Consider the following 26,275-nt stretch of genomic DNA (forward strand, 5'->3'; position numbering starts at 1 on the left):
TTAGCCTGCTTTTGTTCCGCACTCTGCACAGAATTTTTGTCCAGCTTTCAGCTCATGTCCACAGCCGCTGCATTTAATCACCATGCTGTCTCCACAGTGAGGACAGAATTTCACCCCTGGCGCTACCATAGTCCCACATTTACCGCAAGCTTTAGGCATTTCTTTTCCACAGGAGACACAAGAAGCCGCTCCCTCAGGATTATCTGCTTTACAGGATGGGCAAGCACGATAAGGATTCCCGCAACCTGGACAGAACTTTGCTCCCGCATTTAGTTCATGCCCGCATTCAAAACATTTGATCTTGTTCGCAGAGGGAGAACCTTGCGGGTTGCCTCCAAGCGCCTGCCCACAACCGCTGCAGAACCGTCCCTCTACTGGATTCATAACTCCACACTTAGAGCAGGAACGCTGCTCTTGACGTATAACTGTAGTCCCTGAATCCAAGTTCATCCCTCTAGTCATACGGTTCACCATATCCATAGCGGGTCCAGCAAATCCCATTCCAAGTCCAAGCCCCATCCCGGTGTTCATCATGCCCACTCCAAGATTGCCAGGATTACCTGCCGCTTCTTCCATCGTGTCAAAACCACGTTCCTGCTGATAGGTGAAGCCCATGATATCCATTTCCGCTTTTTTAGCCAAAGCTTCCTTCAAACGAATCGTTGCCGGATCATCCTCTGGAATATTGATCGAATCAATATAGAAATTATTCAGCTCAATGCCATTATCCAAGAAAGCCGAGGCTAGTCGGCCCTGAATATGTTTGGAGATCTCTGCAACATAAGCATTAATCTCCAGTATGCTGATTTGCTTGTGCACAAGGTAAGAAGAAATAAGTTCATTTATATTCGACATCAGCAGTCCGCGGAAATAACTGATAAGCGTTTCATGATCAAACTGCGGGAGCGTCCCTACGAGCTTCAGCAAGAATTTTCGCGGATCATCGATTTTTACACCAAACTGCCCAAAAGAACGAACAGAAATCATAATTTTGTATTTGGGATCCTGAAGCTGTAAAGGTGAGCTCGTTCCCCATTTGACATTCATCGAATTCGTCTTATTCACATACCATACTTCAGCCGTAAATGGTGATTTTCCACCAAAAGGAAGATTAACGATATTGGATAAAATAGGTATATTAGCGGTGCTTAGCGTGTGCCGCCCAGCTGTAAAAGAATCAAGCGCTTGTCCGCCCTTGAATAGAATCGCTTCCTGGGATTCATTAACGATTAGTTGTGTCCATGTCCCCAGCTCCTGGTTAGGATATTTCCATGCAAATATACCTGGAGGACCGTCATACTTCACCACTTCTATAATTGCCATCTGCTATTCCTTCTTTCATTATCTTATATATAAATAACGTGTACGCTCCCAAATGGGAATTAGTGTATTTCGATATTTATTGTATACGATATATATCGTGTTTTGGGTTCTTTTATTGAAAAAAATTACTGATCTCCTCACAAAAAAAGCGCCAACTATGCTATCCCTTTACAGGAAAACCATAGTTGGCGCTTCATAGTCAGCTAAATATTAATAGTAGCTGCTGTTCTCAACGAATTCGAATTCGAAATCAGCGATACGGACAATCGTTCCTTCTACAGCACCACGTTTACGAAGCTCTGCATCTACACCCATATGACGCAAAGTCCGTGCCAGCTTGAGAATCGCATCATGTGTGCTAAGCTGCATGCGCTTCAGCATACGTTCGATACGTGGGCTTGTGACCACAAACGCCTCGTTATCACGTGTAATAGTAAACGAATTATCCTCTTCTGCTTCCAGCTTATACACCTTACGTTCAGTAGTTTCAGCAACTTCCTCAACCACCGGCGCAACCGGAATGCTGTCGAGAATATCCGTTGCACGATATAGGAGCTCCTGAACACCCTGACGGGTAAGGGATGAAATTGGCATGATTTCTAAATCCGGCCGCACCTCAGCTACGCGTTCGCGGAAAGAAATAAGATTCTCTTCTGATTCAGGCATATCCATCTTATTCGCCGCCACAATCTGCGGACGATCGATTAGACTAGCATTGTACTGCTTCAGCTCATCATTAATTAGAACCCAATCCTCGAAGGGATCACGGCCCTCAGAGCCAGACATATCAACTACATGAATGATGATACGCGTACGTTCAACGTGACGCAGGAATTCGTGACCCAGACCTATGCCTTCACTAGCTCCCTCGATTAATCCAGGCAGATCCGCCATCACAAAGCTTCGGCCATCCCCAACATCCACTACCCCTAAATTCGGTGTAATTGTTGTGAAATGGTAAGCTCCAATTTTGGGCTGAGCAGCGGACACAACCGACAGCAACGTAGATTTACCCACACTCGGGAAGCCTACAAGCCCTACATCAGCCATTACCTTAAGTTCCATAACAACATAACGCTCTTGGCCTTCTTCACCGTTCTCCGCAAGCTCTGGTGCAGTATTATTAGCTGTGGCAAAACGGGTGTTACCCCGGCCTCCACGGCCTCCACGTGCAACTACAACCTGTTGTCCATGACGCGTCATATCGGCAATGATCTCTTGCGTATCATCGTCAATCAGAATGGTTCCTGGCGGAATACGAACGATCATATGATCCGCATTCGCTCCATGTTGGCTTTTGTTCCGTCCTTTAATCCCTTTGTCAGCTTTGAAGTGGCGCTGATAACGGAAGTCCATCAACGTGCGCAGTCCCTCATCTACACGGAAAATAACGTCGCCTCCACGGCCTCCGTCACCACCGGCAGGACCACCCTCCGGTACATATTTCTCCCGGCGAAACGCAACGAGACCATCCCCGCCGTCACCGCCTTTAACATAAATCTTAGCTTTATCTACGAACATAAATGTTCACCTTCCTCACATTTCAAGCGGTAATCGCAGCTCTACATAAGCCCTGCTAGGCTTAAACTGCTCTGCTTTCATGATTTTTCCTTGTACTATATTATAAATTTGCCCTTTGAGCAGCTCGGGATTGCCATGCTCCCCCTCGCCTTCGAAGGAGATAAGAATGTCTCCTCCATCCTGAAAAAAGCCAAGGCGCAGCTTGCGCGTCTCCCCCTGAGGAGCCAGCCCGTTGTACTGATAAGCCCGTATGGTCTGCATAATCACTGAAGTCAGCTCATCTCCTGCTTCTGGATTTAGCTTGTCCTCTAGCTGCAACCCTTCCTCCACCTGAACTTCCAATTCCAGACTAGACCTGTTAGTTCGGAAGGATTGGATATAGAAAACCAATGAAGGAATGCCCAACTTAGCGATACGACTATCAAGTGCTATGCGTTCCTTTATTCTTTCCACACACTCCACGGATTTATTAGGCTTTCCAAGCTGAATATATCCGTATAGAATCTGCAAATCGTTCATCCAATCATGTCGATGATGATTCAGTGTCCGAATCGCCGCCTGTTGCAGAGTGTTCTCTTGTATACGCAGCTCCCGTTCATAATGACGCTGGCTCCAGATAAAACTGAAAGCAACGATTGCCACTACCCAGACTCCGAGTAATAGACACGTCAGAAGAGAAGTATGCCAATACAAAAGACCTAAAGGAAGCATTACGGATAACATGACTGCCCAGATTGCACTTTTCCAGGATTTCATTCTTTCTCCCCGTCCCTCAGTTCGCAAAATTCATGACTTCGTTTAGATAATTTGTTTTGTTAGTATCATTTACCATTTCCTAGTATAACACACGCGTTCACTGTAGTTCACCAGAGATAATAACGAGATTTTCACATCTATCTAACCATTCCAACTTTGCAACACAAATAATTATGAATATTCTACAAAAAAGCCTCCGGCACTCATGCCGGAGGCTTCTACTTGCTCATATGGTCCGTAAGCTTACGCTTCCAGTGCCGCTGCTACCGGAGCGACATCAACTGGGTACACGCTCACTTTTTTGCGATCGCGGCCCCAACGTTCGAACTTCACTACGCCATCCACCATTGCGAACAAAGTATCATCTTTACCGATGCCTACGTTAGTTCCTGGGTGAATTTTTGTTCCGCGTTGACGAACCAAGATGTTACCGCCGGTTACTGCTTGACCGTCAGCACGTTTCACGCCAAGACGTTTGGAATGGGAATCCCGTCCGTTTTTTGTGGAACCTACACCTTTTTTCGATGCGAACAATTGAAGATTCAATTTCAACATGTTGTCAACCTCCTTCTTTAAATATTTACTTGCTGTATTTGAATATACTTCCCGTATGATTCTGCGATATCATTCAGCATTACGACCATGGATTCAAGCAGCAATTGTACCTTCGCGGAAGTATCGAAATCTTCAACAGAACTTAATGTTCCACTTAAGAATCCGTTCTTCATGGATGTATCCATGGAGATTCCGGTCAAGGTCTCAATCGAATTGACGGTTCCAACTGTTACAGCGGATACCCCGGCACATACGATATCTTCGCCACGCTTCGCATAACCCGCATGCCCTTTAACCTCAAAGCCAACGATAGTTCCTAGATCCGATAATCGTGTAATCCGCACGCTAATCATTAACGCACCTTCTTACGCTTGAATCTTCTCGATAGTTACTTTCGTGTACGGTTGACGATGACCTTGTTTCTTGTGGTAGTTCTTCTTAGGTTTGTATTTGTAAACTACAACCTTAGCGCCTTTACCATGTTTCTCGACTTTAGCTGTTACAGACGCGCCGCTTACTAGCGGAGTTCCTGCAGTCAGACCACCATCATTAGAAACAGCCAATACACGGTCAAAAGTTACACTTGCGCCGTCTTCAGCTTCCAACTTTTCAATGAACAAAACGTCGCCCTCTTGGACTTTGTATTGTTTACCACCAGTTTCGATAATTGCATACATTTTACTTGCACCTCCTCATGTCTCAGACTCGCCTAGTCTAGGTGGCAGAATTCCCGTAGGAACTGCGCTTATGTACCCGATCGGAGCGGTTACAGCATGTGCAGGATCAACTGCATCAAACACATACTTGAAGATAGTATCATACTTATGACTTATCGTCAACTCATTCCAGCCATTCTCCAACTTTTCCGGTTCCCCCGCAACACTGGCAAATCACAGGCGCAAAGCTGGCTGAATCATGCCTTGCCTTCTTTCTAGTCATCTCGAGCAGCCCGAGTCTTGTCCACCCCAAAATATGTGTTTTGGTGCGATCCTTGCAGATCACTTTCTCTAATCGCTCTGTGACCATCTTGCGGTGAAGCTCTTGTTCCATATCAATAAAATCGACAATAATGATTCCACCAGTATCGCGTAACCGGATCAAACGACCGATCTCCTCAGCTGCGAGCAAATTCGTATTGGTAACCGTTTCTTCAAGCGATGCTCCGCCAATGTATTGAGCGGTGTTGACATCAATTACGGTTAACGCCTCTGTCTCATCCCAGATCATTGTTGCTCCGCCCTCCAGCGTGATTTTGCGGCTGAAGCTCTTGAGCAATTGATCCTGAATACCATAAGCAGCGAAAATAGACTCCGCTCCATTATAAAGACAGACTGGCTTGTACCCTTCAGGAGCCATGTCGTCCAGAAAGGCTGTTGCTTCTCTAGCTGCGGCAGATGAATCAATAATCAACTGATCCCGTTGCGGATTAAAGGCATCTCTTATAAAGCGTTGGACAATACTAAGATCACGATGTAGTAAAGCGGGAGCCTCTACCGTCTGAGCTTTACGTGTAATATTCTCCCATTGGGCACGCAGAAAAGAAAGATCGCCCTCCACAGCTTCATGTGGCTCGTCCTGAGAAACTGTCCGCATGATAAGCCCTTCTTCTTTCATTCGCAGACGTTCTCCGATTCCTTTGAGACGACTGCGCTCTGCTTCCCGGCTTATTTTTTTGGAGACACCGACGTATTCTGCAAAGGGCATGTACACCATCCAGCGCCCGGGCAACGTATAATGAGTCGTTACACGCGCGCCTTTTCCGCCGCTTGGCTCTTTCCGCACTTGAACAACAATATCCTGTCCCGGCTGCAAAAGCGTCTCGATAGAGGGCTTCACATCAGGCTGTTTATCCAAATTAGGATGCAATACATCATCAACATATAAAAAAGCATTCTTCTTCTGTCCGATATCAACAAAAGCAGCCTGCATACCTGGAAGTACGTTAATCACACGGCCTTTGTAATAACTGCCGACCAACCCTTGCTGCTGATCGCGTTCAGCCGCGTACTCCACCAGCCTTCCGTTTTCCAGAAGAGCCATTCGGGTAATGTGCTGCGTGCAGTGAACGATCATCTGTTTCATGGCTTCACCTCTGGTTTCGTTCGTTCATTCCTTCACATTCTCTGCATAAATACACTATATTCCGAAGTAGGTTGATATTAAGCGCTGTTCCGGCACAACAGCAACAACATTTCCTTTACCGTTTAACACATAGATAAAATGATATTGATTACGTTTAAATAGACGCAATATATCATCTAAAGGTTTCGCAGATAATGCAACTATTGGACGAGCTACGCTTCCTGTTCGCAAATGATACTCATAAACAGCCTCCCGATTCATCAAAAAAGCAACAAACCGGTACGGTAAATTACGATGGTCGGTAAAATTCGAATACAGCAAAAAAGCTCCGATCATGACCATATTCAGCCTAAGGCCTCCACCCGCTCCAAGAGGCAGCAGCGCATATATAATCACAAGGACACTTGCGACTACACTCACCCGTCCAGTCCATAACAAAGTGTAGTAATAAGGAAGCACTAAACTAATAGTGGCCTGAAGCACTTTACCTCCGTCAAGCGGCAGCACTGGCACTAGATTAAAAAGTCCAATCATGGCATTGGCATGAATAAAATAGGTCAGAAATTCCTGATTGCCATAACCGGCTTGTTGAAGTCCCAAAGCAATTACGATCATAATTCCATTTTGCAGTGGACCGGCAAGGGCAATTCCGATCTCACGACTGGCTGTAAGCCGCCCATGATCTTCAATAACAGCCACTCCGCCAAACGGAAGAAGCTGAACCGACTTAACTGTAACACCAGCCAAAAGAGCCGCAACGACATGTCCCATTTCATGAATGAAGACAATCGTAAATAAGGTGAGCAGCTCTAGAAATTGTCCCGTGACCACGGAGAATAACATAATGATCACGAACAGTGGATGTAGTGACAGTTCGATACCAAAGATCCTAATCAAACGATACCACTTCTGTAGGATCAATATAAGTCTTGTCTTTCATCACTGCGAAAAATAGTGTTGAAGCTGAGGATACGTCCTTCTCCATCATCCAACCGAGTGAATCCCCGCTCTGCACCCAGTCATCAACCTCCAGCTTGGTGCCGCTCAAATGTCCGTATTCTGCAGTGACACCGCCTGAATGCTGAACAGCAATTCGAATGCCCCCTTCCAGCTCTTTAGAGATGGAGAGAATACGTCCCATGTCTATACTTTTCACCGTCACATTTAAGGTTGAATCGATTTGAGGCATAATTTCCACCCCTTTTAGCGTAGAAGCAAAAGGCTGGACAATGCTCCCAGCTATCGGGGCAGTGAGTTGATGATGAGCGGCCACTTTTTGAGCAGGCTCATCTTTATCCCCAAATATCGGAATGAACGCTGGAGCTCCGTTAAAGTTCTCCTCATACCAGACTCTCACAGCCGTGAAATCCATGTCATTGCTTAACGCATCACTAATAAAAGCTTGCATCTTATAGGACCATGGCTGATGTACCGCAAAAATCCCCCACACTGCTCCAAACACAAGAACACTAGCAACAAAGCGCCGAATAAAACCGGCAGTAAAATTTGAGCCTCCACCGCCGTTATCCTCCCAGCCTCCACGACTCTTTTTCCACATCACCTCTGGATCGGGCTCTACAGAGGATTGATCGGCATTCTTAAATCCTGTTCCCCATTCCTTAAAGCTCGTACTCTTATCCGGCATAATAAATAAAGGGGGAGCCTCCGCTATTTCTAGTTCCGGGACTTCCGAAACTCCTGAGACTGCTGAGACTTCCGGGAGTTCCTCCAATAAACTACGAATACGCTCCTTGCGGCGATTCTTGATATCTGATTTCTGATCCATATTTATCCCTCCGGACGGGCTTGTTTTACTTCCATTTTATGAAGCACGGAAGTCTCTTTAGAACAAGCCCCTCCAAGACAGACCATTTAAATCCCGGAAATGCCATACATTCATATTTATTCAAAAAAATAAGCCCCACCATAGATTTCTCTACTGGTGGGACCCGTGTATGCTTCTTATCATAGGATTGCTTAGTAAAAATTAAGCCATGCCGAAAAATTTCTTAAGTTTCTTAAATGCTCCCGGTTTCCGGTCAAGCTGCATCAGGGGTACAGCATCACCTAGAATTCGGCGTGCAATATTGCGATAGGCAATAGCAGCTGAAGAATCGGGATTCATAACTGTAGGTTCTCCGTTATTTGCGGCTTTAATGACTAATTCATCATCCGGAACAATTCCGATAAGATCAATGTTCAGCACCTGTAATATATCCTCAATATCAAGCATATCCCCAGACTTCACAAGACCTGGGCGAATACGGTTTACCACCAATTTCGGCGATTCCACACTCGACTGTTCTAATAGTCCGATAATACGATCGGCATCCCGCACAGCGGCATGCTCTGGTGTGGTAACCACAATCGCTTTATCCGCACCGGCAATCGCATTGCGGAAGCCGTGCTCGATTCCTGCCGGACAATCGATCAGAACATACTCATATTCCTTTTTTAGTTCAAGAATGATATCTCTTACTTGTTCAGGAGAGACAGCCGTTTTATCCTTTGTTTGAGCTGCAGGCAGCATATACAATTCATCAAAGCGCTTGTCTTTAACGAGCGCTTGATTAAGGCGGCAACGTCCTTCCGCTACATCCACAAGATCATAAATAATACGATTCTCAAGCCCCATAACTACATCCAGATTACGCAGTCCAATGTCGGTATCGACGAGACATACTTTTTTGCCCTGCAGTGCAAGTGCGGTTCCAATGTTGGCTGTTGTGGTTGTTTTGCCAACTCCGCCTTTGCCCGAGGTTACGACTATCGCTTCTCCCATGGAGGCTACACCCCTTTAAACACATTTAAATCCTGACGTAATTTGACCAAATTATGAATCTTATCGATCTGCATAGCTCCGTTTGTTAAATATGCAAATTCCATACTGCTTTCTCGGGTTTCCCATTCATCGGGCGGACGACTAATAATATCGGCAATTCGCAGCTGCGTTGGAGACATTAAAGAAGCAGCAATAATTGCTTCCTCATTCCCGTCTACTCCAGCATGCGCCATCCCTCTTAGCGAACCTAGTATATAAATATCGCCTGAACAGGTTATGGTCCCCCCAGGGTTCACATCCCCCAGATATAGAAGATTTCCGTTATGGTGCAGCACCTGACCGGAACGTAGAATTCCGCTCATCAGAAACAATGCGTCATTATCCTCACTGCCGGGCGCTGGAAGCGCCTCTATAGATCGAATCAACAGATTTCCCTGTCCCTTAAGAATCTCCAGCACAGCTTCCTTGTCTTCCTCAGTTACGGTACGATTGCCCAGCTTTATGTCCACATGTACAATCGGTCCAGTTAAAATATTTTGATGGCTGTGCTCCAGCTTATAGCGAAGCTCGCTCAGAAGATCTTCAAAGGGACATTTGTCGTCTAGCAGGAATATCAGGCCATCCTTGATGCCCTTAATCCTTACATGCTTGGATTTTACTGTCATATGCCTGGCCCCCTATCCTCATTCATTCGTGCCGGGCCCCTTAAATTCCTGCTTTGTATAGAAAGAAAATAGAAGCTCTTTAAGCCGCTTCTTCCTTATTCGTTTCTTTCTTGATTAGCTCAAGCTGGCGCCGAACCGGTATGTAGAAGAGTAGCCCGATGGCAAAATGAAAAAGCATCGTCGGCAGCATGTGATTCAAAATCGCCCAGCTATAAGGTTCTTGATTAAGATTAAATACACTATAGATACCAAATAGTATACTATCCCCAAGTAGACTTCCAAGCAGAACCACAGTCATCATAAGGGGCAGCGGAGCACGTGGAATCTGAAATAAAAGGCCGATTAAATAAGCCGACAATCCCATCGCAAAAGAGTGTGCTCCAAGAATTCTGCCGTAAAAAACGACATCATGCAGCATTCCAAAACATAATCCCAATATAAGTGCTGTATGCCGATGATGATATATAGTCACGAACAATAACACTACAAAAACCAAATTCGGAATGATTCGCATCTGCCACACATCTGGAATCAGCCAAGGTAAGATGGTTCCCTCCACAATAAATAAGAGGAACAGTATCAGAATAAGAACTGATCTGCGCATATTCACTATTCAGCACGCTCCTCCGTAAACACAACAATCAAATGCTTCCAGTCCTGAAATTCTGCTGAAGGCTTTATCACTGCTGTGGAGGTTAATCCAAATTCACCAACATCGACGCTTTCAACTGTACCTATTGTCAACCCCCTTGGATACAAGCCTCCAATACCGGAAGACAGAATAGTATCCTCCGCTGCAATAGGATCACCAGGTGGAATCTTGGTCATCAGCAGTCTGTTCGTCTCTGGATTATAACTCTCAATCATCCCAAAGGACTTACCCTCTTTATTAAAGGCAGTTGCCGCAATAGGCGGCTGGGAATTAGGATCATTAGTGTCCATCATGGTCATCAGTTTCACAGTAGAAGTGAAATTGCTAACTTGACTGATAACACCTACCAGACCATCGGTTGAAATAACAGACATATTAGGTCTGACACCATCTTTGGAGCCTAAATCAATTACAATGGTGCTGTTGCTTGGTTCTGTAGTCTGGCTAATTACTTGCGCAATACGATATTCATACTTATACAAATTCTTCTGTTCTTTAGTGAATTGCCATTTTTTTTCCAAGTCTTCATTCTGTGCTTTAATAAAATTATACTGGGCTTTATCACGTGCATACTGGGCAGCCATAATTTTAAGCTGTTCATTTTCTTTAGCAAGATCACTCAGATTTCCAATATCTTCAAACAAGCCCGCTACATATCCAGCGGGCTTGTAGAACATTTTTTGCACGAAACCAGTCGAATCTCTGAGAAAGTTCTCCGGCCAGGACAAGCCTTTCCTTGTTGCCAAGCTGAAGCCCATTACCACAATGAACAGCACCAGTGTAATCAACAGAATAAACAGACGTTTATTGCTTAAGAGTTTAAACAGTTTCAACACCCTCTAACAACAGTATTTCTCCCATAACAGGGGTTGACTTACACAAGTGGTAGAACATCATCTTATCTCTTCGAACGAAGACTGGATCCGCTGCGGCTCTTGAACAAATGAATGTTCTCAAGTGCCTTACCAGTTCCAATAGCTACACAGTCCAGTGGATTCTCAGCAACAATAACCGGCATTCCCGTCTCACGTGCAAGCAGCTTATCCAAGTTGCGAAGCAAAGCTCCCCCACCTGTCAAAACAATTCCACGATCCATAATATCTGCTGCAAGCTCTGGCGGACATTTTTCCAACGTTACTTTAACAGCTTCAATAATAGCATTCACTGTGTCAGACAAAGCTTCACAGATTTCATCAGAAGTAATTGTAAGTGTTTTTGGCAGACCTGTTACGAGATCACGGCCGCGAATTTCCATGGTTTCAGCCTTTTCAAGAGGAAGGGCAGAGCCAACATCCATTTTGAGCTGCTCCGAAGTACGTTCACCGATCATCAGATTGTATTGACGTTTGATGTATTGAATGATGGACTCATCCGCTTCATCACCTGCAACACGCACTGAACGGCTAGTAACAATACCGCCGAGTGAGATTACGGCAACTTCAGTTGTACCTCCACCGATATCTACAACCATACTACCTGTAGGCTCCCATACTGGCAGATCCGCGCCGATAGCAGCAGCAAAAGGCTCTTCGATAATGTAAGCTTCACGAGCGCCAGCTTGTTTGGTAGCATCTTCTACCGCACGTTGCTCTACAGCAGTAATGCCAGATGGCACGCAGACCATTACATTAGGGTGACGCTGGAACATAGAACGCTGTTTTTGTGCTTGACGAATAAAATATTTAATCATCGTAGCCGTTGTATCAAAATCAGCGATAACGCCATCTTTCATCGGACGGATCGCACGGATATTTCCAGGTGTACGACCGATCATTTTTTTGGCGGATTCACCCACAGCTTCAATCGTCTTAGTATCAGTGTTAATGGCTACAACGGAAGGCTCTCTTACAACAACACCCTTACCGCGTACGTAGACAAGCGTATTCGCTGTCCCCAAGTCAATTCCTAAATCTTTTGTGAAACCACCCAACATGCTAATTTCTCCTTTTCCTAAGTAAATCTACATTTATATTACATATGTCCTTTTTCTTTCAAGCTTACGAAACTGCTATCTCCGATAATTAGATGGTCCAGCACATCTATTCCGATAATCTCACCTGCCTGAAGCAATCTAGCAGTTAGGGAAATATCTTCTGGACTAGGTGTTGGATCACCACTAGGATGATTGTGCGCGCATATAATAGAGGCGCTACTGCATTTTATAGCTGCTCTGAATACCTCACGAGGATGAACGATCGAAGCATTCAGGCTGCCCATGGACAATGTTTCTTGTCCAATCACATGATTCTTCGTGTTCAGAAACAGACAGACAAAATGCTCCTTTTGCAAATAACGCAATTGCTCAGTCAGAATCTCAGCAGCGTCCCCAGGACAGCGGATAATGACCGGCATATTGAACCTGGAATTCGCAAGGCGCCTTCCCAGTTCGATGCCTGCTTTTAGTTGTACGGCCTTGGCAGGACCGATACCGTTGATTTTGGTCAGTTCTTCGATGCTAAGGTCAACTAGCCCACGCAGGCCACCGATCTTCCCCAGCATCTGCTGTGCAATATGAATAGCCGACTCGCGGCGTGTTCCCGTACGCAGCAGAATGGCTAACAACTCCGCTTGACTTAATGATTCCGCCCCATAATGCATCATGCGCTCTCTAGGTCGTTCTTCATGGGGGAGGTCCCGCAGCATAATTGGTTGCGACTCCATCCCTATCCCTCTTTCCCCAAGCTTCCTACCGGCTCAATACAGTTATACCGAACTCGGATAGCATTTCGCCAAGAAGCGACAAAGGCAATCCGACTACATTGAAATAACAGCCTTCAATTCGTTCCACCAAAATGGACCCAAGCCCTTGTATCGCATAAGAGCCAGCCTTATCAGCGGGCTCTCCCGTAGCTATATAAGCAGCAATTTCCTCTTCAGTCATTGCCCTCATCGTTACGGAAGTAACACGGTGCTCCACTATAGTCTTCCCATTCGGGAGTCCGAGGCAGGCTACACCCGTGTATACCTTATGAGTTCGGCCCTGAAGTCTGGTAAGCATCGCTTTGCTGTCCAGCTTGTCCACCGGTTTGCCTAGCACAGTATTATCTAGTACAACAATTGTGTCGCTTCCTATAATGACTGCGTTACGCTCTCCGGCTGTAGCTACTACGGCTTCTGCTTTTCGCAAAGCTAGACTGCGCACGATTCTCTCCGGCGTCCAATCCGGCGGTGTGCTCTCATCAGCTTCGCTGGTAATGACCTCAAAGGGTAGACCCAGTAAGGATAACAGCTCACGTCGACGCGGTGAACCTGAGGCTAGAATAATGAGTGGTGAGTTGTCCACGTTGTAAACGTCCCTTCTTGCTCAGTAACGAGAGTTACAGTCTGCGGTACAGCCATACAGCTGTAATAATACCGGCGAGACTAAGCATGCACAATTTCAAATGAATAGTGATGTCATAGGTTATGATGTCTAAATCGGCTCGCGGAGACCATTTGAGCACAGTCGATGTTGTTAGAAAAGACAGAGCCTTTACGGGCTGCAGCAGCTTGGCGATCCAGGCTCCAGCCAGCCAGCCTAGAATTAGAAATAACAGCAGTGTTCCTACATTTTTCTTCTTCATCTCAGTCTTCCCTCGCCATTTTTTGACACCCTAATTATTATACGGTGAAACGGTGATCAATACAAACGTAAAATCCCCTACGGTAATGTTTACCACCTTTTGCCCTAAAAGTTGCGGAACGATACCCCTCTCCGAAAAAAACAACAAGCCCCCAATTCCCCGGAGACTTGTTGTTTTTGTGAATCCGCAATCCAAGCATTCAATTCATAGCAGACAGCAGCTGTTTTTGGCTGGTCAAGAAGCTCAGCATGGATTCCTGCACTTCCCAAAGCAGGGCTTGCGCCTTGTTCTTGTTATATTCACTCAGTGCTGAAATTCCTTGGCTCATAGATTTCTCTAGCGCTGCGCAAATGCTTTTGGCTTCAGGCGTTATGCCTTGCTCCAGAGCTTTAACAGCTTCACTCCATTGGAGATGAAGATCACTCACAGCTGAGGTATTAGCTGCCGCATCCGTTTGTCCGCCACTAAGCAAAGAAGCGGATTGACTGCTTAGTTCACTGAGCAACTGTCCGCTCACCGCAAAATAACTATTCACAGCCTCCGCATTTCCGGCAAATCCTAATCGTTCCACTCCGGGAAGATCCACCTCTCTTACATAAAGCTCAATCCCTTGATTCTTCAGTCCACTGCTGAGCAGCTTAGCTTGTTCACGGTCAGAGGACATTCCGGCATATACACGATTTCCGTCAGCAGGGTCCAAGCCCGCAGCCAAGCCAGCGTCCAACAGCTCTTGTCTAGCTTGTTCCGCGCCTGCCGGCGTACTGAATACGCCATACTGCAGCAGGTAGTAGCTTTGCGCAGCCACTTGAACAGAAATACTGTTTTTGCCGGCATCATCTGTGCCCGTAACCGGCAATCCCGAGGTTCCTACACCTGCTGGATCATTAGCTCCGGAAGTCTGCCCTGAAGTAGTCAATGTATCTGTTATCCCGGTTCCTGAACTACTATCCATGTTTCCTCCATAAAAAAAGGAAAGCGCCGCATACCCAAGCAGTAGACCTGTGCCGATGGCTCCCACCACAGACAGGGATAATTTCCACCAATACGATGGGCGACGAGTATGATATGAGCCCCCATAACCTCCCGTATAAACCTCTGCTGATTTATCTCTATCATCCAGTACCAAATCTGAGAGCAGATACGATTGCTGCGTATTTCTGAAATCTCTATCCTGTTCGTCCCATTCTTGCTGGCGTGGATCTACAGTTCCTGAGTAATAGTCGTAAGCATCCTCCGGTGGTGCCTCACGCATAGAGCGTAGATCAGGTTCTTGCACCCAAGTATGCTGCTGTGCTGGACCGACCTCCTTGCGCAACTCCTCTGCATATTCTTCAGCTGTACCCAGTCCGCCACTGGACCAGCGCTCCACTACCTGCGGTTTTGGCTTAGGCTCGTCCTTATTCACGTCAAATCGGAATGTCATTCTTCCGTTATTCAACAGTAACACCTCACCTCATCTAATCTATATGGAAATATATGATAGACAATAGAGAGATATGCTATTTTTATAGCCAAATGAATAATGAAAGTTATACGGATTCAGTTTACATTACATGTAACTTTTATATACTATATAAAAAGAGCTAAAAGTGTGCACTATACTAGTTAAGCTAGAAATAGGATTTTAGTTCATTACAGTTTAGGAGGGCTTTTTCTGAAACAAAAAATTCAAGCAGCAATTGTGGGCTACGGTAATTTAGGAAAAGGTGTACGTAAGGCTATTAACCAAAGTGAAGATATCGAGCTGGTTGCGATCTTTACGCGCAGAGAGCCTGGACAACTGGAAGCCGGTGAAACCGGTGTGAAATTCGAGCATATCTCTGCCGTCGAACAATATAAGGGAAAAGTAGATGTTATGATTCTGTGCGGAGGATCGGCTACCGATCTGCCAGAACAGACACCAGCTATTGCCCGGATGTTTAATACCGTGGACAGCTTTGACACTCATGCCAAAATCCCTGAGTTCTTTGCGACCGTTGATGCCGCAGCTAAACAAGGCGGAACACTCAGCGTAATTTCTACGGGCTGGGATCCAGGCCTGTTCTCCATGAACCGTCTGCTAGCTGAAGCTATTCTTCCACAAGGTAAAGAATATACTTTCTGGGGTAAAGGCGTCAGCCAAGGTCACTCCGATGCCATTCGCAGAGTAGAAGGCGTTAAAGGTGGCGTACAGTATACTGTTCCAGTACAAGAGGTTATCGAGGCCATCCGTGCGGGTGAAACACCAGAACTCACTACTCGTGAAAAACATCTTAGAGAGTGTTTTGTAGTAGCTGAGGCTGGTGCAGATCAAGAGCGCATTCGCGAAGAAATCGTGAATATGCCGAACTATTTTGCAGATTATGATACTACGGTTACTTTCATCACTGAAGAAGAACTGGCAGCTCAGCATAGCGGTATTCCGCACGGCGGGTTTGTTATTCGCAGTGGGGTAACAGGAGAAGGCACGAAACAAATTGTTGAATTCGGCCTGAAGCTGGAGAGCAATCCTGAATTTACAGCTAGTGTGCTTGTGGCTTATGCCAGAGCTGCTCAGCGTATGAGTCAAGAAGGTCAAAGCGGAGCGCGTACTGTTTTCGATATTCCACTTGGGATGTTGTCTCCGAAATCACCAGAAGAACTGCGCCGCAACTTACTCTAAAATCCTGTCAACAAATAACCCGCGTAGGACTTTTAAGGGTCCTCGCGGGTTATTTGTTGTCCAGAGCGGCAAGCAGCATGTCTGACAACCCTCTATACAAGACTAAGAATCTTACTCTTAACATGATTCATTTCGTAATTCTTCAACAAAGTCTCATGCGCACGATCCGCAATAATGGCGCCAAGCTCAGGATTTTTCAGTAAATTCAGTACACTTCCAACAACCTCAACTGAGGTATTAGCCAGCAAAATATTTCGGTTATGCTCACAATTCAGCTTCTCACACATGATTGAGCTAGTAACCACCGGGGTTTTTAGCGCCCAGGATTCCAGTATATTTCTAGAAACTTCGCAGCCTTCAAGGATAGGCACGAGAACAGCTTTAGACCGTCGTATGTATTCAGTAGAGGAATTTACTGATCCAGTGACTATGACCGATTCATCTTCCTTAATCAAAGTCATGACCTCCGGGTGAACCTCTGAGCTGATAATATAACTTTTGATATCGGGCACTTGCTCCTTAATCATGGGATAGGTTTTTTTAAAGAATACTCGGGCTGCATCTATTCCCAGTCTCATATTCATATTCCAGTGCAGCACAATTGAATTTTCTTTAGTTACAGGCTCTGCAAAAGTCTCATACTCATTCATCTTAATGAAATGGGGGACAACATGAACCTTACGGGCATCCGCAAATGATAGAGATTTGAACGCTAGTGCATCCCATTCCGAGGTTGCTAAAAGTAGACCCGTTTTATTCATTAATCGCCGTTTATTCCTACGATCCCAAGCGGCATTGAGTTTATTATATGGATTCTTCCTGCTTAACTTTCCTGTCTCTCCGGCAGATCCTCCGCTTCCGTTTGCAAAACTATAGGTATCTGTGATCACACTGGCTTCTGGAAGCAAGTTCCGCACCATATCAATGCATTTTCCCAGTAGGACATGCGATATAAATACATGCTTATAATTATTGGAACGGCAAAGCTCCAAAATAGTGTTCTTCATATCTTTATCTATATGACTTAAGTTCGAGAAATTCCGCAGTTTATGTAAGGGGCGCAGCATTGGCCTCCAGGTCGTATAATCTTCATTAATGTTATGAACCGTAAGTGCCGTCCGCTCATTTATAGATACGGTTTGGTTGGCACTGCCGTACGTCAGCAAATCTATATCAAATTTCCCAAGCAAAATCTCGAGAATACTCCCTGTTCTCATTTCTCCTTCTAGATCCTCTGCGCTTTGATTCTGGGCTGATAGGAACAGCATTCTTTCTCGCATGACTCTGGCTCCTTGTATTTTGTAATAAAAACCCCCATCTACTAACTGAAACTTTAGATGCAGTTCAATAGTAACTCATTTCACTTAAAAGTTTTGTCGATTTATAGGAGAAGTCTAAAATTTTTTAAGTTTTTTTCTGAGTTTCCAGAAATTCATCACGATTTACCCTTATAAAACGCCACATTTTCTAAAATATAGACTAAAACCCCTTTTTTGACGCCATACATAATCATGAATTGCTCTATGGATAGAATTCGTAATCGTTAGGTAATATGTACTACGACTCTTTGCATACAAAAAAACATCTCCCTCGCTTAATGTCGAAAGGAAGACACTTTAGTTGTCGTAGCTTCTAACTACACAGTTCCGGCCCTTTTTCTTAGCCTGATACAATGCAGTGTCACTAAGTTTATAAAGAGTGTTCAATGCGTATCGTTCACCTGAATCCACCGTGATGATGCCAACACTTATCGTGTAATGCAAGGGTACACCATGAATGACCGCCCCTGTAACGGCTGTGCGCATCCGCTCTGCAATCATATCACTGTTTTGTTCATCAGCTCTATGCAGCAGCACAGTGAACTCCTCACCACCGAATCTTCCGAACAGATCACCATTGCCAAGCTGCTGTTTTATTTTATGAGCCAGATCTTTTAGAACGTGGTCGCCGGTATTGTGGCCGTAGGTATCGTTTATGCGTTTAAAGTGATCCACATCCAGCAGTAAAAAAGAATACGGCAGCTTCTTCATCGCTGAGGCAGCTATTAAAGGCCGGGCGCGCTGTACAAAGGATCTGCGATTCAAAATACCTGTCAACACATCATAAGTGGCCACCCGTTCCAATTCTGTAAAGGAATCCTCCCTATAAAGCAGCATGATTCCTGCAGTTCCTAAGAACATAAGCAAATAAATCCCCAGATAAAAAAATATCTGCAGCCAGTGAGAGGTCTGTGCATTCCATCCTAACATCGAATAAAACGGTTCAAGTCCCTTGCTAACCAGCGCTAAAATTACAACAAAGTACAACAATCCTATGGTTCGCTGGAGAGAGGTCTCTCTAATCTTCACAGCTAATATATAAGCTGGCAACGCTATGATCATAATCCCAAATAGACAAGTTGCAGCCATAACCAACCGCTCATCTGGCATAATTATATGCAGTAGCACTACGATGACAATGGATACTCCGAACAGGATCGTATAATATCGTTCAATCCTACTCCCAAAAACTCTGAGAAGCATCAGAAGCGCTAAGCTTTCCAGCGTACCTCCAGCTAAAGCAAGCAGCATACTGATTGGAATGGGAAGTCGTGAGTCTGTGAAATCATTCAGCAAAAGGAGAATTAAAGCTGCCAGCTGCAAATATTTTGCCGTGACAAACAAGGTAGAAGTCCGTTCCTGCGCGTAACGCAAACGATAGACGACAATAAGCAATACCGTAAAGGATTGCCACATAAAGAGGCAGACCAGCAGTGTCTTGAGATCCAGATGCATGTTAGTGAATTTCACCCCCTGTATTCTCCATGCTCAATAAATATAATTGTATCTGACCACTCGGTTTCTTCCTTCTTGTTTGGCTTGGTATAACGCTTTATCGCTCAGCTTGTACAGCTTATTTATCCAGATCTCCTGATCCGGTATGATTGTAATTACACCTATACTAACTGTATAGCCTTGTAAAAGTTTTTGTGTAGGCGTCTTCATTACTGCCTTTCGTAACACTTCAGCTTTCCGGTCACAGCTAGCTTCATCCAGCCCGCAAAGGATAACTGCAAATTCCTCGCCGCCAAGCCTGCCAAATAAATCGCTGTTTTCGAGGTTGTCCTTAATCGTCAATGCGAATTCTTCCAGAACAACATCGCCGGTATCATGGCCGTATGTATCATTGATTTCTTTGAAATGATCCAAATCCAGCAGCATAAACGAGAAGTACTCTTGCTCAGCAACTGCCTTCTCAAGCCGTACCTCAGCTTCCTCAAGAAATGCTCCACGGTTAAGGATTCCAGTCAAATCATCGTAGCTAGCGATTCGTTTCAGTTTTACAAAGGAATGCTCGTTAGAAAGTAGAATAAAGCCTGCGGCTCCCACAATCAACAATAAATACATCCCCAGGTAATATAAATACTGCGAAAGATTAGTTGTGAACACGTTCATCTCTGGCTCCCAGATCAATGCAACAATCGCGCGGAGCAGCATAATCCCTGCAAAAGCGTAAAACAATATTCCGAGTATCTTCTGAAGAGGGGTGCCTTTGGGGTTCACCGTGAGGTGGTAAGCTGGATAGACAATAAACAGTATCGACCATAATGAGGTACAGGCTATGCGCCAGCTGGAATGATGAAAGAAGATCGCTACAATACTAAAAGTAATCGAACTAAGTATGGAAAGCGTTATGTAATACAACTTTATCCGCTGACCAAGGATTCCCATCATCAGCAATAAAGCAATAATCTCCAGACAGCAGCCTAAAAGAATCAAAGCGTTGCTAAGTGGAATGGATAAAGCGCGGGGGATATGACCCCATAATAATAATGAACACCAGAAGAGCAGCTGCACCGCCTTTGAGCGTATGAATAAGGTGGATGCCCTGTCTTTAGGAGCGCTCCTCCGGTAATTGGTTATCAGCAGCAATATAAATAGATTTCCAAAAATAAATAAATACACTAACGTTTTGATATCAAGCTGGGAGTCCATGAGTCACCACCTACACGGAAAAATTGATCCTCTACTGACAGCACTATAGCACTCAATGGCTGGTTCAGCAAATACCCTATTTATTTCATTTTTTAGAATGTACATACACCGCTTAAGTATACAAAAAAGCACTTCCCCCTGCACGGAGCTCGGGGGGAAGTGCTATGGTCAAGAGAATATGAATATTCTCGTGTAGGCCTGTGTTTGTATTAACGCTTCTTCAAGCCGTCCGCCAATGCGTATCCAACCTTCCAGATATCGCCTGCGCCCATCGTAATCACTAGGTCACCTGGGGCAATACGAGGTTTCAGATCAGCAAGCACATCTTCTTTGGTTGGCAGATGTCTTGCACCAGCGTTACTGTTCTGCACAATAAGCTCAACCAGCTTCGCAGATGTAACCCCCTCAATCTGCTTCTCACCTGCCGGAGAGTAGATGTCGGTGATGATCACCTCATCTGCTTCGCTAAAGGCGCGGCTGAAAGCATCTAGCAGGAAGAACGTACGTGTATACCGCTGAGGCTGGAATACGGCAATAATCCGTTTCCCCGTTGCCTTAGCAGCACTGATTGTCGCCTGAATTTCAGTTGGGTGATGCGCATAATCATCGATGACCAGAATGTCATCGACTTCTCCGAGCACTTGAAACCGGCGCTTCGCACCATGGAATTTCACGATCGCTTCAGCGATTTTTTCAAAAGAGATTCCTGACTTCAAACAAGCGATAACCGCAGCCATTGAATTATACAGATTGTACTGGCCTGGCACGGATAGTTCAATTTGTCCCAATACTACGCCATTATGGTTCATCGTATACGAAACCTGACGGTCGCCAAGAACGATGTCTGTGGCAATATAATCTGCAGTCTTCGACTTGATGCCGTAAGTAATCACCTTACCTGACACTTCAGGCAATAAAGAAATCACGTTCTCGTCATCTGCACACACAATCGCAGTGCCGTCTTCACGGGTCTGGTTCATAAACTGTACATAAGCAGCCTTGAGACGGTTAAAATCTCCGCCATAATTCTCCAAGTGATCTGCTTCCACATTCGTGACAATTCCAAGCCAAGGGTGATAGTGCAAGAAAGAGCCATCGCTCTCATCCGCTTCCGCCACTACATAATCGCCTTGTCCTGCCTTTGCATTCGTACCGACGTTCATAATCTCTCCGCCAATAATATACGTAGGATCAACTTCACACTCTTCCATTACAAGTGCGATCATAGAGGATGTAGTTGTTTTACCATGCGCTCCGGCAACAGCTACCCCTTTACGTTCGTTCAATAAACGGGCTAACATTTGTGAGCGGTGCAGAATTGGAATCTTAAGACGCTCTGCTTCCACCCATTCCACATTATCGCTGGACAAAGCCGTAGAGTACACGACCAGATCCGCACCTTTTACTTGTTCTGCTGTATGCCCAATATAAATCTTGGCACCTTTAGCAATCAATTTATCCGTCAATTCTTGGGCAGCCACATCGGAGCCCGTAACCGTATATCCCATTTCTAGCATTACTCGGGCAATCGCGCTCATACCGTAGCCGCCGATCCCTATAAAATGCACACGTTCAGTAGTATCCAACAGTCGTCACCAGCCTTTTTCAGTATCGGGTTGCTGCAAAAGTGTACCGCGCACGTCAGAAATCAAATACAGCGTACCAGATACGACGGCAAGGTCATCCTCCGCTGTAATCGACTTCAGTTGTTGCAGCGCTTTTCCCCAATTATGTTCTACTATGATTACCAAGTTTTCCTTGGCATATTTATCCCGCAGACTTTCTGCGATAACCTGCAGATGCTCCGCGTCCATTTTGTTCTGGAAATCCGGTTCGGTCAGGATGAGCGTATCCACTATAGGCAGTATATGCTTAAAGTAGGATTCATGATGCTTATTTGCCATCATTCCCATAAGTAAATTTAATTTACCGTATTTATAGAGCTGTGGCAGGCTTTTGGCAAGGCTCTCCGCGCCTTCCGGATTATGTGCTCCATCCAGTACGATCCTCGGAGATTTACTTACCTCTTCCAGCCTTCCAGCCCAAAATGCATGACGCAATCCTTCCAGAACATCTTCATCCTCTAGCATGAACGCCATATACTGGCGCAAAACTTCAAGAACCATCATGGCTCCCGCCGCATTGCTAATCTGGTGTTCGCCTTTCATCACAATCCCAAGTTCAAGCGAACGGAAGGGACCCTTAAAGTTAAAGGTCTGCACATCCCCATGGATTCCAGTAGCTTCATAGCTAAAATCTTCTCCGGCAAGATAAAGAGTAGAGCGGCAAGCCGCCGCTTTCTCCTTGAGTACAGCCACGACTTCCGGTTGATTTACGCAGCTAACAACAGGTACACCGGGTTTGATAATCCCGGCTTTCTCCATTGCAACCTTCTCAAGCGTATCTCCCAGAATATCCATATGGTCATGGCCGACATTTGTAATCACCGACACGATCGGAGTAACGATGTTCGTTACATCCAGCCTTCCCCCAAGCCCAGTCTCCCATACGACAACATCCGGACAAGAAACACCCGCAAAAAATAGAATGGCCACAGCTGTAGTTACCTCAAACATCGTTGGTGAGCCAAATTCCGTTTCTGCAATCTCATCTACCAAAGGACGAAGGGTATTCACTAGCTCAAGAAGAGTTTCTTCAGGAATGTCCGTATTATTATATTGGAACCTGTTCGTGAACTTCGTAATATACGGAGACGTGAAGGTGCCGACGGAATAGCCGCTTTGCAACAGTGCGCTTGTCAAAAAAGCACAGGTGGAGCCTTTGCCGTTCGTACCCGCCACATGAATAAATTTCAGCCGACGGTGCGGGTTTCCCAGCTTGTCCATCAACATCTCAATTCTGTCTAAACCTGGCCGGATTCCAAAAGGAATCAGGCCCTTGATCCAGTTAACCGCTTCGGTATATGTCGCAAGAGGGGCGGTGCTCCCGCCCCGATTTAGGTCATCCATGTCTCTTATCCTCTCAGCTCTGCTATGCGGGCAAGTACTTTCTCACGTTTGGCGGAATAATCCGCCTGCTTCGCCTGCTCCTCTTCGATAACTTTTGCGGGAGCTTTGGCCACGAAGCCCTGATTGCTCAATTTTTTCTCTACGCGTTCTACTTCGCTGTTCAGCGTCTGCACTTCTTTTTCCAGACGAGCGATTTCTTGTTCAATATCAATCAGCCCCGACAAAGGCAGAAGCAGTTCCGCTCCCGTTACTACAGCGGACATTACCTTGTCTGGCGTTTCCGGATTCAGACCAGCTTCGAAAGAAGAGGTATTGCAGAAACGTCCGATGTAGTTGTCGTTACGAGTAATGATGCTCAGTGTTTCCTCATTGCTCGCTTTAATAATCAAATCAACCTTTTTGCTCATCGGTACATTTACTTCAGCACGGATATTACGAACTGCCCGGATTACATCCATCAGCAGGTTCATTTCCGCTACCGCTTGCGGGTTCTCCAGAGCAGCATCATACTCAGGCCAAGCAGCCAAAGTGATTGTCTCTCCTTCATGCGGCAGATGCTGCCAGATTTCCTCCGAAATAAACGGCATAAACGGATGGATCAAGCGCATCGTGCGGTCGAGTACATAAGCAAGTACGGACTGTGTCTTCGCTTTGGCTGCGGCATCCGTTCCGTAAAGCGACAGCTTCGCGAACTCAATATACCAGTCACACAAATCGTCCCAAATGAAGTTGTACAGCTGGCGGCCGGTCTCGCCGAACTCGTACGAGTCAATTAGACGCGTAATTTCACGAGAAGTTTCGTTCAGGCGGTGTAAAATCCAACGGTCAGCCGTAGTTAGCTCACCAGTAATGTCAATATTCTCGAAGCTAACTCCTTCAAGATTCATGAGGGCGAAGCGTGACGCATTCCAGATCTTATTAGCGAAATTACGCGCCTGCTCTACCTTTTCCCAGCGGAAGCGTAAATCCTGACCCGCTGTGCTGCCGGTAGAAATCATATAACGCATAGCATCTGCGCCATACTTCTCGATAACCTCAAGCGGATCTACACCGTTTCCGAGTGATTTGGACATTTTTTGTCCTTCAGCATCCCGTACCAAACCATGCATCAATACGTCCGAGAATGGTTTCTCTCCGGTGAATTCCAGTGCCGAGAAGATCATCCGCGCTACCCAGAAATAAATAATATCGTAGCCCGTTACGAGCACATCGTTCGGATAGTAACGTTTGAAATCTGCACTGTCTTCATTCGGCCAGCCTAGGGTTGCAAACGGCCAGAGGTTGGAGCTAAACCAAGTATCCAGCACATCCTCGTCCTGTTTCAGGTCGGTTAAGCCGCTGATCCGGCGCGCTTCTTCCTCGTCATTCGCCACAACCAGCTCACCGGTAGATTCAGAATACCAAGCCGGAATACGATGTCCCCACCAAAGCTGACGGGAAATACACCAGTCGCGTACGTTTTCAATCCAGTTCAGGTAGGTTCTCTCGAACCGTTCAGGTACAAAGTTAACCCCATTACCATCCTTCTGTGCATTGATGGCAGCTTCGGCGAGCGGCTGCATCTTCACGAACCATTGTGTGGACAGGTACGGCTCAACAACCGCTCCTGAGCGTTCACTATGTCCAACTTGATGCACATGATCTTCAATAGAGATCAGAACGCCTTGCTCCTTCAGATCCGCCGTGATGGCCTTACGGCATTCACTCCGGTCTTGACCTTGGTAAGGTCCTGCTTCTTCGTTCATCGTACCGCTCTCATCCATTACGTTGATCTGCGGCAAATTGTGCCGTTGACCTACCTCGAAGTCATTTGGATCATGAGCTGGCGTGATCTTAACCGCACCGCTGCCAAACTCTTTATCTACATACTCGTCAGCGATAATTGGAATCTCCCGGCCGATAATCGGCAGGATCAGCGTTTTACCAATCAGATCTTTATAACGATCATCCTCAGGATGAACAGCAACTGCCGTATCACCCAACATCGTCTCCGGACGTGTGGTCGCTACAGTGATATGTCCGCTGCCATCTTTAAGGGGGTAACGCAGGTGGTACAGATGACCGTTAACTTCCTTATATTCAACCTCGATATCCGACAACGCCGTACGAGCCGCCGGGTCCCAGTTGATGATACGTTTACCGCGATAGATCAAGCCTTTATTATAAAGCTTAACAAATACCTCGCGAACTCCCTTCGACAAACCCTCATCGAGGGTAAAACGCTCGCGGGAGTAGTCAAGGGAAAGTCCCATTTTTGCCCACTGCTCATGAATGGTGTTCGCGTATTTATCTTTCCAATCCCACACCTGCTCCAGGAACTTCTCACGTCCGAGGTCATGTCTGGAAATCCCCTGCTCGCGCAGCTTCTGCTCTACCTTCGTTTGTGTTGCAATACCTGCGTGGTCCGTACCTGGTAACCAAAGCGTATCGAAGCCCTGCATCCGTTTAGTACGAATCAGGATATCCTGTAATGTGAAATCGAGCGCATGCCCGATGTGCAGCATTCCTGTTACGTTTGGCGGCGGGATCACAATACTATAGGCTTTAGCATCCGGACGCTGGCCTGCACGGAAATATCCGCCCTCTGTCCAGTAGGAATACCATTTCTGTTCTGCTGCCTTCGGATCATACGTTGTTGGCATCTCGTTTTTAGATTCATTCGTAGCGGCAGCATCTGCCGCTGTTAGATGGTTTTGGTCAGCCATTCTCTGATACCTCCACTAGTTTACTTGTAGTTGCTTATAGTTGTTAGTAAAGTTGCTGTATAGAGCGCACAGGTCTCTGAAAAAAAC

The 26,275-nt window shown here is 45.8% G+C and carries 26 protein-coding genes and 1 other annotated feature; of the genes, 1 reads left to right on the forward strand and 25 read right to left on the reverse strand.

The annotated features are described in order from the left end of the window. From NST94_RS23590 to NST94_RS23680, 19 genes are all read right to left on the reverse strand, one after another. Positions 1-1,323, reverse strand: coding sequence for an SPFH domain-containing protein (locus NST94_RS23590; RefSeq protein ID WP_076186073.1), 1,323 nt, complete (start codon positions 1,321-1,323; stop codon positions 1-3). 210 nt (positions 1,324-1,533) lie between these two features. Beyond that, on the reverse strand, positions 1,534-2,844 hold the full coding sequence (gene obgE / locus NST94_RS23595) for a GTPase ObgE (protein WP_036685174.1): 1,311 nt from the start codon (positions 2,842-2,844) through the stop codon (positions 1,534-1,536). 15 nt (positions 2,845-2,859) lie between these two features. Continuing rightward, positions 2,860-3,600: a Spo0B domain-containing protein gene (locus tag NST94_RS23600; protein WP_076105522.1), complete on the reverse strand. Its 741-nt coding sequence runs from the start codon at positions 3,598-3,600 to the stop codon at positions 2,860-2,862. Positions 3,601-3,843: 243 nt separating this feature from the next. Beyond that, the gene (gene rpmA / locus NST94_RS23605; protein WP_036685171.1) at positions 3,844-4,155 is read right to left on the reverse strand and encodes a 50S ribosomal protein L27; all 312 of its coding nucleotides are present in this window, start codon (positions 4,153-4,155) and stop codon (positions 3,844-3,846) included. A 17-nt stretch (positions 4,156-4,172) separates the two neighbouring features. Continuing rightward, on the reverse strand, positions 4,173-4,508 hold the full coding sequence (locus NST94_RS23610; protein ID WP_036685168.1) for a ribosomal-processing cysteine protease Prp: 336 nt from the start codon (positions 4,506-4,508) through the stop codon (positions 4,173-4,175). Between the two features lie 12 nt (positions 4,509-4,520). Beyond that, positions 4,521-4,832, reverse strand: a complete 312-nt coding sequence (rplU, locus tag NST94_RS23615; protein ID WP_036685166.1) for a 50S ribosomal protein L21 — start codon at positions 4,830-4,832, stop codon at positions 4,521-4,523. Positions 4,833-4,846: 14 nt separating this feature from the next. Next, positions 4,847-4,933: a sequence feature (ribosomal protein L21 leader region), on the reverse strand. Beyond that, positions 4,848-5,015 carry a hypothetical protein gene (locus NST94_RS23620; RefSeq protein ID WP_155288184.1) on the reverse strand — a complete coding sequence of 56 codons (168 nt, stop codon included), beginning with the start codon at positions 5,013-5,015 and terminating at the stop codon, positions 4,848-4,850. Its footprint overlaps the feature before it by 86 nt. Next, positions 4,996-6,237, reverse strand: coding sequence for an Rne/Rng family ribonuclease (locus tag NST94_RS23625; RefSeq protein WP_038573035.1), 1,242 nt, complete (start codon positions 6,235-6,237; stop codon positions 4,996-4,998). The genes NST94_RS23620 and NST94_RS23625 overlap by 20 nt, the downstream gene beginning before the upstream one ends. 54 nt (positions 6,238-6,291) lie before the next feature. Beyond that, positions 6,292-7,134 (reverse strand): M50 family metallopeptidase, encoded by an 843-nt coding sequence (locus tag NST94_RS23630; RefSeq protein ID WP_076137768.1) that lies wholly within the window; start codon positions 7,132-7,134, stop codon positions 6,292-6,294. Continuing rightward, the gene (locus tag NST94_RS23635; RefSeq protein WP_076218574.1) at positions 7,127-8,023 is read right to left on the reverse strand and encodes a M23 family metallopeptidase; all 897 of its coding nucleotides are present in this window, start codon (positions 8,021-8,023) and stop codon (positions 7,127-7,129) included. The genes NST94_RS23630 and NST94_RS23635 overlap by 8 nt, the downstream gene beginning before the upstream one ends. A 201-nt stretch (positions 8,024-8,224) precedes the next feature. Beyond that, positions 8,225-9,019 (reverse strand): septum site-determining protein MinD, encoded by a 795-nt coding sequence (minD, locus tag NST94_RS23640; RefSeq protein ID WP_036685156.1) that lies wholly within the window; start codon positions 9,017-9,019, stop codon positions 8,225-8,227. Between the two features lie 5 nt (positions 9,020-9,024). Then, positions 9,025-9,684 (reverse strand): septum site-determining protein MinC, encoded by a 660-nt coding sequence (gene minC / locus NST94_RS23645; protein ID WP_036685154.1) that lies wholly within the window; start codon positions 9,682-9,684, stop codon positions 9,025-9,027. Positions 9,685-9,763: 79 nt separating this feature from the next. Further along, positions 9,764-10,294: a rod shape-determining protein MreD gene (mreD, locus tag NST94_RS23650; RefSeq protein ID WP_081386380.1), complete on the reverse strand. Its 531-nt coding sequence runs from the start codon at positions 10,292-10,294 to the stop codon at positions 9,764-9,766. Beyond that, the gene (gene mreC, locus NST94_RS23655) at positions 10,294-11,172 is read right to left on the reverse strand and encodes a rod shape-determining protein MreC (protein WP_076129391.1); all 879 of its coding nucleotides are present in this window, start codon (positions 11,170-11,172) and stop codon (positions 10,294-10,296) included. The genes mreD and mreC overlap by 1 nt, the downstream gene beginning before the upstream one ends. A gap of 62 nt (positions 11,173-11,234) precedes the next feature. Further along, positions 11,235-12,269, reverse strand: coding sequence for a rod shape-determining protein (locus NST94_RS23660; protein ID WP_036685150.1), 1,035 nt, complete (start codon positions 12,267-12,269; stop codon positions 11,235-11,237). Between the two features lie 38 nt (positions 12,270-12,307). Next, the gene (radC, locus tag NST94_RS23665; RefSeq protein ID WP_036685147.1) at positions 12,308-12,997 is read right to left on the reverse strand and encodes a DNA repair protein RadC; all 690 of its coding nucleotides are present in this window, start codon (positions 12,995-12,997) and stop codon (positions 12,308-12,310) included. Positions 12,998-13,022: 25 nt separating this feature from the next. Next, complete coding sequence (locus NST94_RS23670; RefSeq protein ID WP_076186081.1) at positions 13,023-13,619, reverse strand: Maf family protein; 597 nt, start codon at positions 13,617-13,619, stop codon at positions 13,023-13,025. A 34-nt stretch (positions 13,620-13,653) separates the two neighbouring features. Beyond that, complete coding sequence (locus NST94_RS23675) at positions 13,654-13,899, reverse strand: DUF4321 domain-containing protein (RefSeq protein ID WP_036685144.1); 246 nt, start codon at positions 13,897-13,899, stop codon at positions 13,654-13,656. A 199-nt stretch (positions 13,900-14,098) separates the two neighbouring features. Next, a complete protein-coding gene (locus NST94_RS23680) occupies positions 14,099-15,337 on the reverse strand; it encodes an SPOR domain-containing protein (RefSeq protein ID WP_280753787.1) in 1,239 nt (412 codons plus the stop codon). Between the two features lie 216 nt (positions 15,338-15,553). On the opposite strand from NST94_RS23680, the gene NST94_RS23685 reads away from it, so the two are divergent. Continuing rightward, positions 15,554-16,540 (forward strand): diaminopimelate dehydrogenase, encoded by a 987-nt coding sequence (locus tag NST94_RS23685; RefSeq protein ID WP_038573038.1) that lies wholly within the window; start codon positions 15,554-15,556, stop codon positions 16,538-16,540. A 92-nt stretch (positions 16,541-16,632) separates the two neighbouring features. On the opposite strand, the gene NST94_RS23690 is transcribed toward NST94_RS23685, so the two are convergent. From NST94_RS23690 to NST94_RS23715, 6 genes are all read right to left on the reverse strand, one after another. Then, positions 16,633-17,820, reverse strand: coding sequence for a glycosyltransferase (locus NST94_RS23690; protein WP_076129395.1), 1,188 nt, complete (start codon positions 17,818-17,820; stop codon positions 16,633-16,635). A 336-nt stretch (positions 17,821-18,156) separates the two neighbouring features. Beyond that, complete coding sequence (locus NST94_RS23695) at positions 18,157-19,329, reverse strand: GGDEF domain-containing protein (RefSeq protein WP_143765076.1); 1,173 nt, start codon at positions 19,327-19,329, stop codon at positions 18,157-18,159. Between the two features lie 18 nt (positions 19,330-19,347). Beyond that, entirely contained in the window at positions 19,348-20,514 is a 1,167-nt protein-coding gene (locus NST94_RS23700) for a GGDEF domain-containing protein (protein WP_076129397.1), read from the reverse strand. Between the two features lie 209 nt (positions 20,515-20,723). Further along, on the reverse strand, positions 20,724-22,100 hold the full coding sequence (gene murC, locus NST94_RS23705; RefSeq protein ID WP_036685137.1) for a UDP-N-acetylmuramate--L-alanine ligase: 1,377 nt from the start codon (positions 22,098-22,100) through the stop codon (positions 20,724-20,726). A 6-nt stretch (positions 22,101-22,106) separates the two neighbouring features. After that, a complete protein-coding gene (locus NST94_RS23710) occupies positions 22,107-23,483 on the reverse strand; it encodes a folylpolyglutamate synthase/dihydrofolate synthase family protein (protein WP_076129399.1) in 1,377 nt (458 codons plus the stop codon). A gap of 5 nt (positions 23,484-23,488) precedes the next feature. After that, positions 23,489-26,188: a valine--tRNA ligase gene (locus tag NST94_RS23715; protein WP_076129400.1), complete on the reverse strand. Its 2,700-nt coding sequence runs from the start codon at positions 26,186-26,188 to the stop codon at positions 23,489-23,491. Between the last annotated feature and the right edge of the window lie 87 nt (positions 26,189-26,275).

Source organism: Paenibacillus sp. FSL H8-0282 (assembly GCF_037963825.1).
Lineage (GTDB): Bacteria > Bacillota > Bacilli > Paenibacillales > Paenibacillaceae > Paenibacillus_AQ > Paenibacillus_AQ odorifer.

Coding starts and splice junctions, on each gene's coding strand:
- NST94_RS23590 (WP_076186073.1), bottom strand. CDS start 1,323: ATGGCAATTATAGAAGTGGTGAAGTATGACGGTCCTCCAGGTATATTT.
- obgE (WP_036685174.1), bottom strand. CDS start 2,844: ATGTTCGTAGATAAAGCTAAGATTTATGTTAAAGGCGGTGACGGCGGG.
- NST94_RS23600 (WP_076105522.1), bottom strand. CDS start 3,600: ATGAAATCCTGGAAAAGTGCAATCTGGGCAGTCATGTTATCCGTAATG.
- rpmA (WP_036685171.1), bottom strand. CDS start 4,155: ATGTTGAAATTGAATCTTCAATTGTTCGCATCGAAAAAAGGTGTAGGT.
- NST94_RS23610 (WP_036685168.1), bottom strand. CDS start 4,508: ATGATTAGCGTGCGGATTACACGATTATCGGATCTAGGAACTATCGTT.
- rplU (WP_036685166.1), bottom strand. CDS start 4,832: ATGTATGCAATTATCGAAACTGGTGGTAAACAATACAAAGTCCAAGAG.
- NST94_RS23625 (WP_038573035.1), bottom strand. CDS start 6,237: ATGAAACAGATGATCGTTCACTGCACGCAGCACATTACCCGAATGGCT.
- NST94_RS23635 (WP_076218574.1), bottom strand. CDS start 8,023: ATGGATCAGAAATCAGATATCAAGAATCGCCGCAAGGAGCGTATTCGT.
- minD (WP_036685156.1), bottom strand. CDS start 9,019: ATGGGAGAAGCGATAGTCGTAACCTCGGGCAAAGGCGGAGTTGGCAAA.
- minC (WP_036685154.1), bottom strand. CDS start 9,684: ATGACAGTAAAATCCAAGCATGTAAGGATTAAGGGCATCAAGGATGGC.
- NST94_RS23660 (WP_036685150.1), bottom strand. CDS start 12,269: ATGTTGGGTGGTTTCACAAAAGATTTAGGAATTGACTTGGGGACAGCG.
- radC (WP_036685147.1), bottom strand. CDS start 12,997: ATGGAGTCGCAACCAATTATGCTGCGGGACCTCCCCCATGAAGAACGA.
- NST94_RS23675 (WP_036685144.1), bottom strand. CDS start 13,899: ATGAAGAAGAAAAATGTAGGAACACTGCTGTTATTTCTAATTCTAGGC.
- NST94_RS23690 (WP_076129395.1), bottom strand. CDS start 17,820: ATGCGAGAAAGAATGCTGTTCCTATCAGCCCAGAATCAAAGCGCAGAG.
- NST94_RS23700 (WP_076129397.1), bottom strand. CDS start 20,514: ATGGACTCCCAGCTTGATATCAAAACGTTAGTGTATTTATTTATTTTT.
- NST94_RS23710 (WP_076129399.1), bottom strand. CDS start 23,483: ATGGATGACCTAAATCGGGGCGGGAGCACCGCCCCTCTTGCGACATAT.
- NST94_RS23715 (WP_076129400.1), bottom strand. CDS start 26,188: ATGGCTGACCAAAACCATCTAACAGCGGCAGATGCTGCCGCTACGAAT.